We start from the raw sequence: 19,889 nt of genomic DNA on the forward strand, positions 1-19,889 counted from the left end.
ATTTATAATAAATCATAAATATCTGATAATTCTATAGATATTTTTTCTTCCGTAGGCTTAGAATTATTTCCACTTATATTTTTAACTTCTTCCTGAATATTCTCACAAATAATATTAGGTAATTTAACTATAAACTCACTACCTTTACCTTCATTATCATTTAAGTAAACTTCTCCATTATGCAGTTCCACTAAAGACTTAACTAATGCCAGTCCAATTCCACTACCTTCCTTTTTTCTGTTTAAAGATTTATCACTTTGTATAAACCGTTCAAATATGTATTCTCTTAACTCCTTTGACACTCCAATTCCAGTATCTTTAACACTAATTTCTACCCAAGTTTCATTAACTGATATATTTACAAATATATTTCCACCGACATCATTAAACTTTATAGCATTTGATATAATATTTAACATAACCCTCTCTATTTCATCTGGATCACACTTTATTTCTAATTCTTCCACTTCTGTATCAAACATTATATTTATTTTTTTAGCTTCTACATAGGGTACTATTGATAAAGTTATATCTTCTACTAAATTTATTATATTATGATTCCCAAATTTCATTTTTATGAATCCTGAATCTATTTTACTAATATCTATTAAATTATTTACGAGCCTTAACATTCTAAAGCAATTTTGTTTAATTGTTCTCTCATATTTATTATAATAGCTAGCTAATGATTCAGCCCCGTTTTCCTTCTGAATACTTAATAATTGAAAGCAAGAATAAATTATATTTATAGGTGTCCTTATTTCATGAGATAAATTAGCAAAAAATTCATTTCTTATCTTGTCATAAGCCTTCATTTCATTATATTTTAATTTTAAATATTCAAATTCATTTCTATAACTAATATCTCTTGAAACTATAACATGTCCAACTAATTCGTTGTTGTCAGTATAAATTCTACTAACAACCGATTCCATAACAATTATACTCTTATCTTTACACACAACATCATGCTCCATAAATGCACTATCTTTATAATTGTTTTTCAGGAAATTATATGTACTCTCCTGGATCTCATCTAAAAGAATATTGTATTTTTCGCCTATTAATTCTTCCTTAGAGTATCCAACCACTTGCTCAACCATAGTATTTACATAAGTAATGTTTCCATCTAAATCTAGAGTATATATTATGTCTTTAATACTTTCAGTCATAGTTATAAATTTGTTTTCATTTATTTTTATTTCTCTATTCCTTTTATAATCTTCCGTAATATCTCTAAAAGATACTACTCTTCTTGATTTAGTCTTATTAATTTCAACTTGTCTAATATCTAATTTAATTATACTACCACTTTTTAAAAATATTATATCTTTAAAATAAACATTTTTACTATTCTTTTGATTATTTATATTAATCTGATTAATTTCTTTAATATCTATATTATTATTTAATATATTTATGTTTTTATATGTATTATTTTTATCATTTCCTTCACTATATCCATTATCTCTCATTAATCTATTGGCATATATAACTTCATTTTTTTCATTATACATGATTACATTATTTATAGGATTCTGCTCAGTTAAATTATAAAACACTTGAAGTTCTTCCTTTAGAGCCTCATTTTCCTTAACTCTACTTACTATCTCAATAAATAATCCTATTATTAATATAAAAAAACCACACGCTGTAAATATTTTGCACCAAAAATATAAATTAACATTAACATTGAAATTAAAATTATACACACCCATTATTGAATATATTTTTCTTAGTATAAACATATTTATACTAGCTATTATTATTCCCCATATAAAATCACTTTCCTTGATAATTTTAATAGCTAATATAGTCATAACAATACTGTAATAAACTATTATTCCTAAGTTCAAAATTATAATTACGTTTCTACTACTAATAATTAATTTACTATATTTAAAATGTATTTCTAATAATATTAAAGCAACAGTCACTACTACTGATATTATTACCGATAGTTCTCTTCTTTTATTTAACCATTTAGTTAGTTTATTATCTTCTTTTATAATAAGTGTAATTAATATCATTCTAAATATTGAAGTAAATATTAATAGGCCTATCATTTTAGATACTTGTTCTGATTTTATCATAAAAATAGTTTCGCATAAATATTCACTAACAATGCTTATATAAAGTAATGTTATTACGAAAAACTCATCTTTCTTATACATGTAGTAATATAACCAACATGTAATTACAGCCATAAATGCAAGAACATAATTTATGCTTATGATACTCCTACACATTTCATTTGAAAATATATTCACTTTATCTATATTTATTAAATTGATAATAAATATAGATATTGTAATTATAGATAACAATAATACTATTTTAATTTTTCTATTTATTAACTTTTTATCCTTAGTATTTATTAAATTCATTTCCATTCCTATATCCATTCCCCTCTTCACTCATTAGCAATTTAAACATAATGCTACTATTTCATAATACCATTGTCTGTTTTCATTAGTATACATTTTTTAGCAAAATTTACAAAAAAACTACACTTTTTTTTATTTTCAGCATAGTTTTTTTGTAAATAATATAATTTTTTCTAATAGTATCCTTGTATACAATATAATTATTTATCCATATACTGTCAAGATATTTGTTTTAAACTCAATATTTACTATATTTTTCAAAAAAATTATACACATTATTCTATTACCTTTTAAAATAAAAAAAAGCTACACACTCATACACTAAATGTATGAGTGTGTAGCTATATATATTTGAGTATTTTAATATTGAGGTATCTTCAAAAAATAAATAGTTACATTAAACTTCCTTAGTTAATTTTTCTAAATCAGCTATTATTACTTTCACTAAATCTAGTTTCCCTTTTGCATAATCTTTTTCTATTAACCAATCCATCCCTAAGCCCAAAGCTTCTTCTGTTTCTTTATATTCATTTAATAATTTTACTAATTCATTTTCCATAATATTTCACCCCATAGATTATAAATTTATGATTACACAACATACTTATAATTATAGTATAACCATATAATGCATTTAGATTCATTTTTTATAAACTTATACTCTTACCTATTAAAATAAATTCTCTATTCTACAGTAACTGATTTTGCTAAGTTACGTGGTTTATCCACGTCACAACCTTTTTCTTTTGCCATATAATAAGCAATTAATTGAAGTGGTACTACTGATAATACTGGTGTTAATATTGGATTTGTATTTGGTATATAAATAACTCCATCAACTACACCTTCTATATCTTTATCGCCTTCATTTGCAATAGCTAAAACTTTAGCTCCTCTTGTTATAACTTCTCTTATATTACTTATCATCTTATCTTTAAGTTTATCTTGAGTTACTAATGCAATAACTACTGTTCCTTTTTCTATTAAAGCTATTGGTCCATGTTTTAATTCTCCACCTGCATAGGCTTCTGAATGAATATATGATATTTCCTTTAATTTTAATGATCCTTCTAATGCTATTGCATAATCAAGACCTCTTCCTAAGAAAAACACATCTTTATCCATGTAATTCTTAGCAGCAAATTTTTGTAGCTCTTCTTTCTGAGTTAATATCATTTCTACCTTACTTGGTAAATTAGCTATTTCTTCTTTTATAATACTAGATTCTTCTTTAGATATTGTTTCTTTAACTTCACCAAAATATAATCCTAGTATATACATCGCTATTAATTGTGTTTCATAAGCTTTTGTTGATGCAACTGCAATTTCTGGACCTGCCCATGTATATAAAACATGGTGAGCTTCTCTTGAAACTGAACTTCCAACTACATTTGTTACTGCTAAAACTGTTGCTCCTAGCTTTTTAGAATCTCTTAAAACTGCTAATGTATCTGCTGTTTCTCCAGATTGACTTATTACTATTAATAGTGAATTTTTCGTAATTAACGGTTGTCTATATCTAAACTCTGATGCAATGTCTACTTCTACAGGAATCTTAGCTAAATTTTCAATTACTGTTTTCCCAACTAATCCTGCATGATACGCTGTTCCACAAGCTACTATAAACACTCTATCAAACTTATCTAATTCTTCTTTTGTAAACTTTATATTTTCTAATGATACTTTTGCATCACCTGCTATTCTTGATGTTAATGTATCTCTTATAGCTTTAGGTTGTTCGTAAACTTCTTTAAGCATGAAATCTTCAAATCCACCTTTTTCTGCTGCATCTATATCCCAAGTAACATGAAAAATTTCTTTATCTATTACTTCTCCATCTTCTGTTTTAAGTGTTACTCCATCATTTGTAATTATTACAAACTCTTTATCTTCTAGTAAATAAACTTCTCTTGTATATTCAAGTACTGCTGGTATATCTGACGCTATGAAGAATTCGTCTTTTCCAAGTCCAACTATTAATGGGCTGTCTTTTCTAACAGCTATAAGCTTATCTGGTTCATTTTTACAAATTACACCTATTGCATAGCTTCCTTCCATTTTAGTTATAGCCTTTGTTAACGCTTCAAATAAGTCACCTTTATAATAATAATCTATTAGATTTGGAATTACCTCTGTATCTGTTTCTGAATAAAACTTATATCCTTTACTACCTAACCATTCTCTAAGTTTTATATAATTCTCTATTATTCCATTATGAACAACACTAATTGTTCCCTCAGCATTACTATGAGGATGTGAATTACTATCTGAAGGCTCTCCATGAGTTGCCCATCTAGTATGTCCTATTCCTATAGTCCCTTTTACTGGTTCCTTTTCTAAGTTGTTCTCTAAATTCTTTAAACGACCTTTACATCTTTTAACTGTAAGATCTCCATTTTCTATTATTGCAACTCCTGCTGAATCATATCCTCTGTATTCAAGTTTTGATAATCCTTCAACTAAAATAGGCGATGCCTCTCTATTTCCTACATATCCAACTATTCCGCACATATTATTTCTTCCTTCCTTCTCGTAAGTTTTTAACACCTAGCTAATGTTGTGCTACAAATTACTTCGTAGTTTTATTAACCTTTTACGGTAGTGCATACCGTGGGGCACCCGCCGAAGAATCGATACTCCCCATCCTCGTCAACTAAATTGAAATTCATATTAGTTCTGGCGCTTTTATTTTTAATAATTAATACTTAATTTTTAGCTTTAATTTCACCTCCATTATTCTTTATATAGTTTATTCTATGCAAAACTTTCTTAAACTCTTACTAATTTTAACACTTTTTTTCTTAAAATCAACTGTTTTTTATTAAATTTATTCATTTACCATTATATATAGCAATTATTCTTATATTACTCCTACTTTCTCTTGTTTACTCAACTTAACAACTATACATATAGATGTCTAGACCTTTATACAAAACTTAACTATTAATTTGCTTTGACTTTAGGAGTTGTAAAATAAACTTATAAATAACAATAGGTAGCTTAGTTGAGCTACCTATAAATTTTCTATTTAATAATTGATACCTCAAAACTTCCACACATTGTATCATTGTATTCATTGATATTTTCACTACTTATAATAATATTTTCTGCATTACATTCTCCATCTTTATTATGAATACAGTTTTCAGCTTCACATTCTATATATACACTATTTTTGCCATTTTCATTTAAACTTACTAAAAATTTTGCTTCTTGAAAGCTTGAGCAATACGTGTTACTAGATTGCGATGCTAATTTTCCACCAACACAAATAGAATTATTGCAACATTTGTTTTCTTTATTGAAAGCACAGCTAGTCACACTGCACATTAATCCTGTCATATTATTATTTGCAAGAGAAACTTGAACATTTTGTTTCTCCACATTCATAATCCCAAGCGCCATTAATATCTACATAATCAGCCTGGCAATTGCAATTATAATTATGATTACAATTTGTTGCCTCACAATTAATACTTAAATTTGTGTTTGGTGTTTGAATATTATTAGTAAAAGCTCCCTTAGATTCTTGAAAATTTTCGCAACAAGTTGCTTCTGCAGCACTTGCATGTGCTCCAACTACTTTTATTTCATTTATACAACAATAACTATCATAATTATTAGTACAATTTTTAACTGAACAATTTAATTTAGCCATACTAAAATCCTCCTTAAACTTACATATCTTCAAAAACAACTATAAATTATATAGTTGTTTTTCAGACTTTCTTATTTCATTTAGTATTTTGTGTAATATAAATGTTTTTATACAATGTAATTTTATATGTATCTATAACTCACTTTTACTAATATTAATTATTTATATTTTCTTATTTAACTAATGCATCTTCAAAAGATTTTATTATATCTTCAATATCTTCAATCCCTAACGAAACTCTTATTAAAGTGTCTGTTACTCCTAATTTTTCTCTTTCTTCTTTTGGTATTGACGCATGACTCATTTTTACAGGATAAGAAACTATTGTTTCCACTGCCCCTAGGCTTACTGCCACTGCAACATTTGTTACTTTATTTAAAAATTCTGTTGTTTTTTCTAAATTCTTTAATTTGAAAGATAATACTGCACCACCACCATATGCTTGACTAAAGTGAATATCCTTTCCCTTATGTGAATCTAATCCAGGATAATATACAGCTTCTACTTCTTCTCTATCTTCTAACCAGGAAGCTAACTCTTCTGCATTTTTTTGTGATTCTTTCATTCTCACTTTTAATGTCTTTAGCCCTCTTAGAATTAACCAACAATCTTGTGGCCCAAGTATTGCTCCAAATGTATTTTGGATTTGATATATTCTTTTACCAATAGCCTCATCCCTTGTAACTGCAAGCCCTGCAATTACATCACTATGCCCCCCAATAAATTTTGTTGCACTATGCACAACTATATCCGCCCCTAATTCCAATGGCCTTTGTAAATATGGTGACATAAAAGTATTATCTACAATAACAACTGCACCACACTCTTTTGCTAACTTAATTGAAGCTTTTAAATCTATAATTTTTAACAATGGATTTGATGGTGTTTCTAAATATATCGCTTTTGTATTTTCCTTTATTGCATTTTTTATATTTAGATTCTCCGATGCATCTACAAAAGTAAATTCTATATTAAATCTTGAAAATAATTGTGTTACAGCTCTATAAGTTCCTCCATAGACATCTCCACAAACTATAATGTGATCTCCTGTTGAAAAAATACTTAAAACTGATGATATTGCAGCCATCCCAGACGAAAATGCATATCCATATTTTCCACCTTCTAATTCTGCTATAGAATTTTCTAAAACCTCTCTAGTCGGGTTTGCAGATCTTGAATAGTCATATTTCCCAAAATTTTCTATATCGAATTGATGATATGTTGATGTTTGGTATATAGGCGTACTTAATGCGCCTGTATTTTTATCTATACTTCCCTCTCCATGTAAAATTTTTGTCCCAAATTTCATAATTATTCCTCCAATACAATTTCTAAATCTTTTATTAAATCATCTATCTTCTCTATTCCAATAGAAAGTCTTAATAGATATTCATCTACCCCTAATTTTTCTTTAATTTCTAGCGGAATTTCTGCATGGGTTTGTGTATAAGGATATGTTACTAATGTCTCAACTCCACCTAAGCTTTCTGCAAAAGAAATAACTCTTACTCCTGATAATATTTTAGGAATTATATTTTTATCTTTTACCCTAAATGAAATCATGGCTCCAAATCCCCTGCTTTGAAGTTGATTTACGTCGTATCCTTTATGTTCTTTTAGCCCTACATAAAAAACCTTATCTATATTTTTATTTTCTTTTAACCAGTTAGCTATTTTAATAGCATTCTCTTGGCATCTATCCATTCTAATATGAAGTGTTTTCAATCCTCTTAATACTAGCCAAGAATCAAAAGGTGAAAGAGTAGCTCCCGTGGATTTTTGAATTATTCTAAGCTTACTAATTAACTCCTCGTTATTAGCTACTATAAATCCTGCGAGCACATCATTATGTCCACCTAAATATTTAGTGCCACTATGAACTACTAAATCAATTCCGAGATTTAAAGGTTTTTGGTAATATGGTGTCAAAAATGTATTATCTACTATAGATATAAAGTTATACTTCTTACATATATCTACTATCATATTTATATCTGTTATCCTCATTAATGGATTTGATGGTGTTTCTACAAATATAACTTTTGTATTATTTTTTATAGCCTTTATAATTTCATCTTCTTTTGATGTATCAACAAATGTTGCTTCAATATGATATATTCTGTATATATCATTGAATAATCTAAATGTTCCTCCATATAAATCCTCTGATAAAATCACATGATCTCCAGATTCCAATAAATTTATACAAGCTGTTATAGCTGCTACTCCTGTTGAAAACCCTAATGATTCTTTTCCACATTCTAATAATGCTATAGTTTTTTCTAGTTCTTCTCTTGTGGGATTTTGAAGTCTTGAATAATCATATCCGGTGCTTTCATGTAATCCATTATGCTTAAATGTAGCTGCTTGGTATATTGGAAAACTTATTGCCCCAGTTTTCTCATCTCCACCACTAGCACCCCTAACTGCACTTGTTTCAAAATGGCATGTATTAAAATTGCTCATAAAATTGCCCCCTTTTATTTTTAGATAAAAAAAAGTCACTTCTCATAAAATGAAAAGCGACTTAGAATAATCTAGTCTAATAGTAATACTGAATATTACTTTTCTTCTTATTTTTCAGGATAACCCTGCAGGAATTAGCACCACATTCATTTAAATATCAATTAAAATTGTTATTTAATCAAATAGGTTGCTGGGTTTCAAAGGGCCAGTCCCTCCACCACTCTTAATAAGATCTAATATTAAATTTATAACTCTATTATATTGCTTTCACTTTTTTTGTCAATCTTTTTTTTTATATCCATTCTCTATAATTAATTTTTGTTTTTCTTTTCTGCTTAGTTGTTTAACTTCATATTCTCTTTTCATAGCCTCAATTTTATTGTTAAATTCTTCAAAATAAACTAACTCTACAGGTAATCTTCCTTTAGTATATTTTGCTCCCTTTCCTTGTGAATGAACTTTAAATCTCTTATCTAAATCATTAGTCCACCCTGTATATAATGAACTATCTGAACATTTTAATATATACATGTAATTCATATTTTTCTCCTATAATATATCTTTCACTTGTTTTCCATGCTTTTATTATACACTATTCTATACCTCTTATTTGAGCTATTTCCCCCTTTTGTTCAATATATTATCTCGATATTTTTCAAACTATCTATAACCTATTTTATAAAACAGGTTATATTCCGACTTGAAAATCTAATTATTATATTAATATAATTAAAAAAATAATTGTTTATATTTACATATTTTCTTTAATAAATACTAACACTATTACCAACAAAATTAATTAGGAGGAAATATTTATATGAGAATTTTTAATAAGCCAAGATTTCTACTTATAACTTTAATATTAAGTTTATTTTTATTTACAAGCTTTGCAACTGTTTCTTCACATGCTAGTCCTAATGGATTAGTTATTGATACCAGTAATATTATTTTAGGAAAAGTCTATTATGACAATTTTTCTATGGTAGCTAAAAAATTAACCTCTGCTAACGGAATTGGTTACTGCTTACAAATAGATAAAGATTATCCTCATAGTGAAATTTTTACTAATCAAGGCACTGTGAACTATGATATTGAAAATATTTTAGCTTGTGGTTACCCAAATAGATCACCCAAGGATTTAAACTTGCCCTCTGAAGAGGACGCTTACTTTGCAACCCAAATTGCTATTTGGAGCTATATAGAGGGTTATGACACTTCTAAAATAACTGGAGATAGACCTGAAATAATAACAGCTATAAATACTATATATAATAATTCTTTAACTCTAAAAAATGTTAAATTGAATTATGATACAAACTTATTTTTCACTGCAGATAGCATTCAACATGTGGTTATATTATCAATAAATATATCTGAAAGTCTTCCTATTTCAGATATTTCTCCAATAATTGATGAGTCTAATATTATCCCGGGTAAATAATATTAGGCATTGTAAAATAAAAATGATAGCCCTAATATTCTATCTTGAACGTTTAATCTTATATTTAAAGAAAAAAGAGAGTTCTAATTTAGTATAAAATTTTATAAAAGAGAGTCATTCATAATTATTTTAATAATAATTTATGAATGACCCCCTTTTTTTTATAATTAACTTATGTTTTTTAAAATGCCTAATCTAATTTTTTGCTATCTATCCAGCTCATCATTCCTCTTAACTCTTTACCTACAGTTTCGATTTGATGCTCTGATTCCATTCTTCTTGTTGCATTGAAGTTTGGTCTTCCTACCATGTTTTCAACTAACCAGTTTTTAGCGAAAGTACCATCTTGAATTTCAGTTAATATTTTCTTCATTTCTTTCTTAGTTTCATCTGTTACTATTCTCTTTCCAACTACATAATCACCATATTCAGCAGTGTCTGAAATTGAATATCTCATCATGCTCATGCCACCTTGATACATTAAATCTACTATTAATTTCATTTCATGTAAACATTCAAAGTACGCATTTTCTGGTGCATATCCAGCTTCTACTAAAGTTTCAAACCCAGCTTTTATAAGAGCTGTACATCCACCACAAAGAACTGCTTGTTCTCCAAATAAATCTGTTTCCGTTTCATCTTTAAAAGTAGTTTCTAATATACCAGCTCTTGCTCCACCTATTCCATTTGCATAAGCTAAAGCATAATCTTTAGCCTTGCCGCTGTAATCTTGATGAACAGCTATTAAACATGGAACTCCTGATCCTTCTGTATATGTTCTTCTTACCATATGTCCTGGTCCCTTTGGTGCAACCATATATACATCTACATTTGCAGGTGGAACTATTTGAGTGTAATGAATATTGAATCCATGTGCAAATACTAAAGCATTACCCTCTTCTAAATAAGGTGCAATTCCAGCTTCATATATAGCTCTTTGCTTTTCATCTGGAACTAATATCATTATTACATCTGCTGCCTTAGAAGCCTCTTCAACTGTTGCAACTTTAAGCCCCGCTTCTTTTGCTCTATTCCACGATTTACTGCCTTCATAAAGACCAACTACTACATCTATTCCACTTTCATGTAAATTTAATGCATGAGCATGACCTTGGCTACCATAACCAATTACTGCTACCTTCTTATTTTTTAATAATTCTAAATTTGTGTCCTTTGCATAATACATCTTTGCCATTTTTTTAGCCCCCTAATTATTTAAAATCTTCTTCCATTATGATTTGATTGATCGGTGCACCTGGTGCAACCATTGGAAATACTTTTTTGTCACTGTGTATTATATAATCAATAACAACTGGTCCATTAGTATTTAAAGCATCTTTTAAAACTTCTTCTAAATTTTCTTTCATTGATACTCTTAACCCTTTCGCCCCAAAAGCCTCTGCTAATTTTACAAAGTCAGTAGATCTATTAAGAGTAGTTTCTGAATATCTTTCTTCATAGAATAAGCTTTGCCATTGCCTTACCATCCCTAACGAATTATTGTTCATAATTATCACTATAATTGGTAGATTATTTTTAACTGCTGTAACTAATTCATTACAATTCATACCAAAGCTACCATCTCCAGCAATGTTAAAGACTCTCTTATCCTTTTTCGCCATTTGAGCACCTATAGATGCTCCAAGTCCAAACCCCATAGTTCCAAGCCCACCAGATGATATAAATGTTCTTGGTGTTTTATAATTAAAATATTGCGCAGCCCACATTTGATGTTGACCAACTTCTGTTGTAATTATAAAATCCCCTTTATCAAATTTATCTAATTTCTCAAATAAAAACTTTGGTGTTAAAGATCCTTCTTCTGGCATTTCTAACTTTTTAATAGTTTTAAGATTATTTATATTATTAAGCCATTCTTCATTTTTCTTATTGTTAATTAACGGCATTAGCCTCTCTAAACTTACTTTTAAATCACCTATTATAAATGCATCAACCTTTACATTTTTATTTACTTCAGCTGGATCAACTTCAAGTTGAACAATCTTTGCATTTTTAATATGATCTGGGCTACTAATTACTCTATCGCTAAATCTAGCTCCAAGTGTTATTAATAAATCACATTTCGTTGCAGCAACGTTTGATGCTTTAGTTCCATGCATTCCTATCATTCCTGTATAAAGTCTATTATTGCAAGGAATAGCCGATGTACTCATTAATGTAGTTGCTAGTGGCGCATTTATTTTTTCTGCAAATCTAATTACTTCCTCGCTAGCTCCTGCTATATTAACCCCACCACCTGCATATATAAAAGGTCTATTACATTCATTTATAAGCAGTGCTACTTCTTCTAAGGATTTTGCTGTTATGTGTTTTTCTTTCTTTTCTACATTCTTTGGTATTAACTTTTCATATATAGCTTTATTTGCTGTAATATCCTTTGGAATATCTATAAGAACTGGCCCTGGCCTTCCTTCTTGTGCTATATAAAATGCTTCTCTTATTATATTTTGTAATTCATTAACATCTTTAACTATATAATTGTGTTTAGTTATTGGTATTGTAATACCCGTTATATCTACTTCTTGAAAACTATCTTTTCCAAGTAGTGCTTTTGGTACATTTCCAGTTATAGCTACCATAGGAACTGAATCCATATAAGCAGTTGCAATTCCTGTTACTAAGTTTGTTGCGCCTGGCCCTGATGTTGCAAGACAAACTCCTACTCTGCCAGTTGCTCTTGAATATCCATCTGCTGCATGAGCTGCCCCCTGCTCATGACTTGTTAAAATATGATTTATTTCCTTACTATATTTATATAGTTCATCATAAATATTTAAAACAGATCCCCCTGGATATCCAAATATAGTTTTAACACCTTCATCTATCAAAGATTTTATTAATATTTCTGCCCCAGTTAATAACACATTGCCCCCTCCTTATTTTAGGCACCTTCAAAAAATAATATTCCTATATACAGTTTATTATTTCTTGTATATGCCTCTTACTTATATACAGCCCCCGCACTAGCCGAACTTACAAGTTTAGCATAACGAGCTAAATATCCTTCTTTTATTTTAGGTTCTTGAATTTTTAATTTTTTTCTTCTTTCTTCTAAAACTTCATCAGAAACTAAAAGTTCAAGCTTTCCTTCATTTATATCAATTGAAATTATATCCCCTTCTTCTACTAGTGCAATAACTCCACCTTCTGCAGCTTCTGGTGATACATGTCCTATGGCAGCCCCTTTAGTTGCTCCACTAAATCTACCATCTGTTATTAATGCTACACTTTTATCCAGTCCCATTCCTGCAATTGCTGAAGTTGGTGATAACATTTCTCTCATTCCAGGTCCACCCTTAGGTCCTTCATATCTAATTACTACTACATCTCCTGATACAATCTTCTTAGAACGTATTGCGTCTATTGTTTCTTCTTCAGAATTAAATACTCTTGCTGGCCCCTCATGTTTTAGCATCTCTAAAACCACTGCAGATCTTTTAACTACAGCCCCATCCTTTGCTAAATTACCTCTAAGCACTGCAATTCCACCAGTTTCACTATATGGATTATCTATATTTTTTATTACTGTATTATCTAAGACCTCTACTTTCTCTATGTTTTCAGCATGAGTTTTTGATGTTGCTGTAATACAATCTAAGTTCAATAAATTCTTCTTAGATAATTCTTTAATTACTGCTTGTATTCCACCTGCCCAATATAAATCCTCAATATGAGTTTCGGATGCCGGTGCTAATTTGCAAAGGTTTGGCGTTTTTGATGATACTTCATTTATAATATCTAAATTCATTTCAATCTTAGCTTCATTTGCTATAGCTGTTAAATGAAGTACACTATTAGTTGAACATCCAAGCGCCATATCTACAGTTAATGCATTCCTTATTGCTTTTTCATTTACTATATCTCTTGGCTTAATATCCTTCTCCAATAAATTTATCACTGCCATACCCGCATATTTAGCAAGTCTTATTCTTTCTGAATAAACTGCCGGTATCGTCCCATTTCCTGGTAATGCAAGTCCTAATGCTTCAGCTAAACAATTCATAGAATTTGCCGTAAACATACCAGAACAAGAACCACAAGTTGGACATGCTTTATTTTCTAAATCACATAAATCACCTTCTAGCATTGCACCATTTTCAAAAACACCTACTGCTTCAAACACAGTTGAAAGTGATACTGGTTTATCTTTAAACTTACCTGCAAGCATTGGCCCACCACTTACAACAACTGCTGGAATATTTAATCTAAGTGCTGCCATTATCATCCCTGGTACAATTTTGTCACAGTTTGGAATTAAAACTAATGCATCAAACCCATGAGCCATTGTCATACACTCAATTGTATCTGCTATAAGTTCTCTTGTTGCTAGAGAATATCTCATTCCCACATGTCCCATCGCAATACCATCACACACTCCTATAGTTGGGAATACTAAAGGTGTTCCTCCGGATAATAAAATTCCTTTTTTAACCCCTTCAACAATCTTATCTAAATTTATATGACCTGGAATTATATCATTTTGCGATGTAACTACTCCTATTAAAGGCTTTTTTATTTCTTCATCTGTTAACCCTGTAGCCTTAAATAGAGCTCTATGCGGGGCTCTTGATGGACCCTTTTTAACTATATCACTTCTCATAATTTCCACCTCTTCCAGCTTAAAATATCTTTATTTATTAATTTTCTAAGATACTTTAAATATCTTAGAAAAAAATATATATATCGCACCTTACTCGTTATTTTTTTCAGGTTACTTAACTATTTTATTTAAAACTAATCTTCCAATTTCTTTAGTTCCAATAAGTTTCATTCCTAAACTCATTATGTCCCCAGTCCTATATCCTTCTTCTAATACTTCAATTACTGATTTTTCTATTAACATAGCTTCTTCTTCTAATCCAAAGCTATGTCTAAGCATCATTGCTGCTGAAAGTATTGTAGCTAAAGGATTTGCTATTCCTTTCCCTGCAATATCTGGAGCGCTTCCATGAATTGGCTCATACATTCCAAGTTTCCCATCTCCAAGTGATGCTGATGGTAACATTCCTATAGATCCTGTTATCATACTTGCTTCATCAGATAAAATATCTCCAAACATGTTTGAAGTAACTATTACATCAAACTGCCTAGGATTTCTTACAAGTTGCATTGCAGCATTATCAATATAAAGATGACTAACTTTAACTTCAGGGTAATCTTTAGACATTTCATCTACAACACTTCTCCAAAGCCTTGAGCTTTCTAATATATTAGCTTTATCTACACTTGTAAGGTTCTTATCTCTTTTCATTGCAGTTTCAAAACCTATTTTAGCTATTCTTTTAACTTCATTAACATTATATCTTTCTGTATCATAAGCACTTTCAACACCATTTACTTCTTCTTTTCCTCTTTCTCCAAAGTAAATTCCACCTGTTAACTCTCTTACTACAAGAATATCAATTCCATCTCCAATTATGCTTTCCTTTAATGGTGATGCATCCTTCAATGGTGCATATAAAAGAGCTGGTCTTAAGTTGCAATAAAGATTTAATCCCCCTCTTAATCCTAAAAGAGCTTGCTCTGGTCTTACTTTTGCATTTGGTATATCCCATTTTGGTCCACCTACTGCTCCAAGTAATATTGAATCACTATTTTTGCAAGCTTCTAAAGTTTCTTGTGGTAGTGGTGTTCCTTTTTCATCTATTGCACATCCACCTGCTAATAAATATTCATACTTAAAACTATGACCAAAATCAACACCTATTTTATCTAATATTTTCACTGTTTCTTCTATCACTTCTGGCCCTATTCCGTCACCAGGTATAACCGCTATTTTATAATTCATTTTAAAACCCCCATTTAAATTGCTTACTGCTTATCGCTTACTTATTTCACTAATTATTTTTCACTTTTTATATATCCAATTAACCCATTACTATTTATTATTTTTTGCATAAACTCTGGGAACCCTTCACCTTTATAAGTTTCATTTTTTGTTAGATTTTTTATAACCCCTGTTGAAAATTCTACTTCTAACTCATCTCCAGCATCTATAGCCTTAACTGCTTCCTCACATTCTATTATTGGTAAACCTATATTAATTGCATTTCTATAGAAAATTCTTGCGAAAGTTGAAGCTATTACACAACTTACTCCACTTTCTTTAATTGCTATTGGAGCATGCTCTCTTGAAGAACCACATCCAAAATTCTTATTTGCAACTATAATATCCCCTTTTTCTACCTTTTTAACAAAATCTGCATCTATATCTTCCATACAATGCGCAGCTAATTCCTTTGGATCTGATGTGTTTAAATATCTTGCAGGAATTATTACATCTGTATCTACATTGTCTCCATATTTGAAAACTTTACCTCTTGCATTCATACTCTTATCCCCCTATTAAACTAATTCTGGATCTGTTATTTTACCTGTAAGTGCTGATGCCGCTGCAACAGCTGGGCTTGAAAGATAAACTTCAGATTCAACATGCCCCATTCTTCCTACAAAATTTCTATTTGTAGTTGATATTGCTCTTTCACCCTTAGCTAAAATCCCCATATGTCCACCTAAACATGGTCCACATGTAGGCGTTGAAACTATTGCTCCCGCTTCAACTAAATCTGTTAATATTCCTTCTTTTATAGCCTGAAGATATATTTTTTGAGTTCCTGGAAAAACAATACATCTAATTCCTTTTTTAACTTGCTTGCCTTTAAGTATATCTCTTGCAATTCTTAGATCTGAAATTCTTCCATTTGTACATGAACCTATAACAACTTGATCAACCTCTACATCTCCAACTTCATCAATTGTTCTTGTGTTATCAGGTAAATGTGGAAATGCTATTGTTGGTCTTAATGTGCTTAAATCTATTTCATAAACTTCATCATACTGTGCATCTGCATCTGCTTCATACACTTTCCATTCTTTAGCTGCATGATCTTTTAAATATCCTATAGTCTCTTTATCTACAGGGAATATTCCATTTTTAGCACCAGCTTCAATAGCCATATTAGCCATTGTAAATCTGTCATCTATTAATAAATAATCTAACCCATCACCAACAAATTCCATTGATTTATATAAGGCTCCATCTACACCTATCATTCCAATTATGTGCAGTATTACATCTTTACCACTAACCCATTTAGCTGGCTTGTTTTTCAAAACAAACTTGATTGCTGATGGCACTTTAAACCAACATTTTCCTGTAGCCATTCCAGCTGCCATATCTGTTGAACCTATCCCTGTTGAAAAAGCTCCAAGTGCTCCATATGTGCAAGTATGTGAATCAGCTCCTATAACTACATCGCCAGCTACTGCTAACCCTTTTTCAGGGATTAGACAATGTTCAATTCCCATTTGTCCAACTTCAAAGAAATTAGTTATTTCTTTATCTTTAGCAAATTCTCTTATGAACTTACACTGCTCTGCTGCTTTTATATCCTTATTTGGTGTAAAGTGATCTGGTACTATTGCAATTTTTTCTTTGTTAAACACCTTATCTACTTTAAATTTTTCAAATTCCTTTATAGCGACTGGTGTCGTAATATCATTTCCTAATACTAAATCTAAGTCTGCCTCAATTAATTGTCCAGCCTTTACAGTTTTAAGCCCCGCGTGAGCTGCTAATATTTTTTGTGTCATTGTCATTCCCATTTTTTTTGCCCCCTTAAAAATACATTTTCATTTTTCTTTCCATATCTTTTATTAACTTATACTCTATAGAATCTACCAATGCTACCCAACTTGCTTGGATAACATCTCTAGATACCCCAACTGTACTCCAATTTTCTTCTCCATCTGTTGATTCAATTAATACTCTAACTTTCGCTCCTGTTGCACTTTCAGAATCTAAAACTCTTACTTTATAGTCAACTAATCTAACATCCTTAAGCTCCGGATAAAACACTTCTAACGCCTTTCTTAAAGCCTTATCTAAAGCATTAACCGGTCCATCACCTTCCGCTGCTGTCATTTCTGTTTTTCCATCTACAGTTATATTAATTAATGCGGTAGAACTAAAATCAGCATTACACGCCGGTTGTTCTCCTATAATTTTAAAATGATTTAATTTAAAGAATGGTTTATATTTACCTATTATTTTTCTAATTACAAGCTCTATAGTACCTTCAGCCCCTTCAAACTTATAACCTTCACACTCTAATTTTTTCAGTCTATTCGTAATATTCTGAATCTCTTTGCTATCTTTAGTTATTAGTGGAAATATCTTTTGCACTTCTCTTAAAATTGTGCTTTTCCCACTAACTTCTGATACTAAAAATCTTCTATTGTTTCCTATTGATTCTGGTTTTATATGTTCATAAGAGTCTGATGATTTACATACCGCATCTACATGCATTCCACCTTTATGTGCAAATGCTGAATTTCCTACATACGGCATTTCATCTGTAAGTGGTATATTAGAAATTTCTGCTATATATCTGGCTTTAGAAGTTAACTCCTCTATTATCTTATCTGAAATAATATCATAATTCATTTTGAACTTTAAAGTTGGAATAATAGTACTTAAATTTGAATTACCACACCGTTCTCCTACACCAATAAATGTTCCTTGTATGTGACAAACTCCTGCTTGTACTGCGCATATAGAATTTGCTACAGCCATTCCAATATCATTGTGACAATGAATCCCTATTTTACCTCCAATTAATTCAACTACATCTTTTGTAATGTCATTAATTTCACTTGGTAACGTGCCTCCATTTGTATCACATAATACAATTACATCTGCTCCAGATTCTTTTGCTGCAATTAATGTCTTTATTGAATATTCCTTATTATTTTTATATCCATCAAAGAAATGTTCTGAATCAAATATAACTTCTTTATTTTTAGATTTTAAAAATCCTATTGAATCCTTTATCATTTTTAAATTTTCTTCTAGTGTAGTTTTTAAAATGTCTGTTACTTGAGTATCCCATGACTTCCCAAAAATTACTGTTACCTCTGTTTCTGCTTCCAATAGACTTTTTAAATTATTATCCTCTTCTACTTTTATATTAGGTTTTCTAGTAGATCCAAATGCTGCTAGCTTTGAATTGTTTAACTTAACATTTTTAATTTTTTTGAAAAACTCCATATCTTTTGGATTTGACCCTGGATTTCCAGCTTCTATATAAGCTACCCCTATTTCATCTAAAACTGTTACTATCTTTAATTTATCTTCTAAAGAAAAGCATATCCCTTGTCCTTGTGCCCCATCTCTTAATGTAGAATCAAGAATATCTATTTTACATTTACTCACAAAATAACGCCCCCTTAATCTTAGTTAGCTTAATGCATATTTTAAAAAATAATAAGCCAATACGCTAGTCTATTTTTTTCAAATACCTAAATGCTAATTAAAATATTCTCCATAGTTTGTTATGTCAGTGTCTCCCCTTTCTAAACCTGATAGCCCTGTTCTTACTAGTTCTTGAATTCCATATTCTTGCATCAGTTTAATTAATGCATTAATTTTGCTTTCATCCCCTGTTAATTCAATAGTTACTGCATTTACTGATACATCTATAATTTTACTTCTAAATATTTTTACCACTTCATTTATCGCTGCTCTGTTTTCTGCTGTTGCACGAACTTTAATTAGAACTAATTCTCTATAAACTGATTGCTGCGGGTGTAATTCTACTACCCTTTGTACATCTTCTAACTTGTTTAATTGCTTTATAACTTGTTCTAATATATCTTCATCCCCCATTAAAGCAATTGTCATTCTAGATATTTTAGCATCTTCTGTTCTACCAACAGTTAAACTGTCAATATTGAATCCCCTTCTTGCAAAAAGACCTGCTACTCTAGTTAATACCCCAGATGAATTTTTAACTAATACTGATAAAACATGCCTATCCATTTTTCGCCCCCCTTAAAAAAGTATGAAAAAAACCCACCTTTAATGATATAGATCAATATTGGTGGGAATAACATTCCGCCTTAATATAAACATCAC

17 protein-coding genes and 1 riboswitch are annotated in these 19,889 nt (G+C 30.0%); of the genes, 1 reads left to right on the plus strand and 16 read right to left on the minus strand.

All coding sequences use genetic code 11. The features are described from left to right. Positions 1–2: 2 nt before the first annotated feature. The 8 genes from J1C67_RS04410 to J1C67_RS04445 form a co-directional block, all read right to left on the minus strand. The gene (locus J1C67_RS04410; protein WP_167866904.1) at positions 3–2,417 is read right to left on the minus strand and encodes a sensor histidine kinase; all 2,415 of its coding nucleotides are present in this window, start codon (positions 2,415–2,417) and stop codon (positions 3–5) included. A gap of 367 nt (positions 2,418–2,784) precedes the next feature. After that, a complete protein-coding gene (locus J1C67_RS04415; protein ID WP_167866903.1) occupies positions 2,785–2,946 on the minus strand; it encodes a hypothetical protein in 162 nt (53 codons plus the stop codon). A gap of 125 nt (positions 2,947–3,071) precedes the next feature. After that, positions 3,072–4,898: a glutamine--fructose-6-phosphate transaminase (isomerizing) gene (glmS, locus tag J1C67_RS04420; protein ID WP_167866902.1), complete on the minus strand. Its 1,827-nt coding sequence runs from the start codon at positions 4,896–4,898 to the stop codon at positions 3,072–3,074. Positions 4,899–5,411: 513 nt separating this feature from the next. Further along, the gene (locus tag J1C67_RS04425) at positions 5,412–5,777 is read right to left on the minus strand and encodes a DUF1540 domain-containing protein (RefSeq protein ID WP_185169781.1); all 366 of its coding nucleotides are present in this window, start codon (positions 5,775–5,777) and stop codon (positions 5,412–5,414) included. Then, positions 5,734–6,045: a DUF1540 domain-containing protein gene (locus J1C67_RS04430; protein WP_167866900.1), complete on the minus strand. Its 312-nt coding sequence runs from the start codon at positions 6,043–6,045 to the stop codon at positions 5,734–5,736. The genes J1C67_RS04425 and J1C67_RS04430 overlap by 44 nt, the downstream gene beginning before the upstream one ends. A gap of 172 nt (positions 6,046–6,217) precedes the next feature. Continuing rightward, entirely contained in the window at positions 6,218–7,354 is a 1,137-nt protein-coding gene (locus tag J1C67_RS04435; protein WP_167866899.1) for a trans-sulfuration enzyme family protein, read from the minus strand. Between the two features lie 2 nt (positions 7,355–7,356). Beyond that, positions 7,357–8,511 (minus strand): trans-sulfuration enzyme family protein, encoded by a 1,155-nt coding sequence (locus J1C67_RS04440; RefSeq protein ID WP_167866898.1) that lies wholly within the window; start codon positions 8,509–8,511, stop codon positions 7,357–7,359. 104 nt (positions 8,512–8,615) lie between these two features. Further along, positions 8,616–8,744: riboswitch (SAM riboswitch) on the minus strand. A 46-nt stretch (positions 8,745–8,790) separates the two neighbouring features. Continuing rightward, positions 8,791–9,051 carry a GIY-YIG nuclease family protein gene (locus tag J1C67_RS04445; protein ID WP_167866897.1) on the minus strand — a complete coding sequence of 87 codons (261 nt, stop codon included), beginning with the start codon at positions 9,049–9,051 and terminating at the stop codon, positions 8,791–8,793. Positions 9,052–9,328: 277 nt separating this feature from the next. On the opposite strand from J1C67_RS04445, the gene J1C67_RS04450 reads away from it, so the two are divergent. Further along, positions 9,329–9,952, plus strand: coding sequence for a thioester domain-containing protein (locus J1C67_RS04450; RefSeq protein ID WP_167866896.1), 624 nt, complete (start codon positions 9,329–9,331; stop codon positions 9,950–9,952). Between the two features lie 190 nt (positions 9,953–10,142). Here J1C67_RS04450 and ilvC read toward each other — a convergent pair whose 3' ends face one another. From ilvC to ilvN, 8 genes are all read right to left on the minus strand, one after another. After that, positions 10,143–11,147 (minus strand): ketol-acid reductoisomerase, encoded by a 1,005-nt coding sequence (ilvC, locus tag J1C67_RS04455; RefSeq protein WP_167866895.1) that lies wholly within the window; start codon positions 11,145–11,147, stop codon positions 10,143–10,145. Positions 11,148–11,163: 16 nt separating this feature from the next. Next, a complete protein-coding gene (gene ilvB, locus J1C67_RS04460) occupies positions 11,164–12,837 on the minus strand; it encodes a biosynthetic-type acetolactate synthase large subunit (protein ID WP_167866894.1) in 1,674 nt (557 codons plus the stop codon). 77 nt (positions 12,838–12,914) lie between these two features. Next, entirely contained in the window at positions 12,915–14,573 is a 1,659-nt protein-coding gene (gene ilvD, locus J1C67_RS04465; RefSeq protein WP_167866893.1) for a dihydroxy-acid dehydratase, read from the minus strand. 111 nt (positions 14,574–14,684) lie between these two features. Beyond that, positions 14,685–15,761, minus strand: coding sequence for a 3-isopropylmalate dehydrogenase (leuB, locus tag J1C67_RS04470; RefSeq protein ID WP_167866892.1), 1,077 nt, complete (start codon positions 15,759–15,761; stop codon positions 14,685–14,687). 53 nt (positions 15,762–15,814) lie between these two features. After that, positions 15,815–16,303, minus strand: coding sequence for a 3-isopropylmalate dehydratase small subunit (gene leuD / locus J1C67_RS04475; protein WP_167866891.1), 489 nt, complete (start codon positions 16,301–16,303; stop codon positions 15,815–15,817). A gap of 15 nt (positions 16,304–16,318) precedes the next feature. Then, positions 16,319–17,578, minus strand: a complete 1,260-nt coding sequence (leuC, locus tag J1C67_RS04480; protein ID WP_167866890.1) for a 3-isopropylmalate dehydratase large subunit — start codon at positions 17,576–17,578, stop codon at positions 16,319–16,321. 13 nt (positions 17,579–17,591) lie between these two features. Continuing rightward, on the minus strand, positions 17,592–19,187 hold the full coding sequence (cimA, locus tag J1C67_RS04485) for a citramalate synthase (RefSeq protein WP_167866889.1): 1,596 nt from the start codon (positions 19,185–19,187) through the stop codon (positions 17,592–17,594). A 93-nt stretch (positions 19,188–19,280) separates the two neighbouring features. Next, positions 19,281–19,793 (minus strand): acetolactate synthase small subunit, encoded by a 513-nt coding sequence (gene ilvN, locus J1C67_RS04490; protein WP_167866888.1) that lies wholly within the window; start codon positions 19,791–19,793, stop codon positions 19,281–19,283. Positions 19,794–19,889 lie beyond the last annotated feature (96 nt).

Origin of the sequence: Clostridium gasigenes, from assembly GCF_017348895.1 — a bacterium.
Taxonomy (GTDB): Bacteria; Bacillota; Clostridia; order Clostridiales; family Clostridiaceae; genus Clostridium; species Clostridium gasigenes.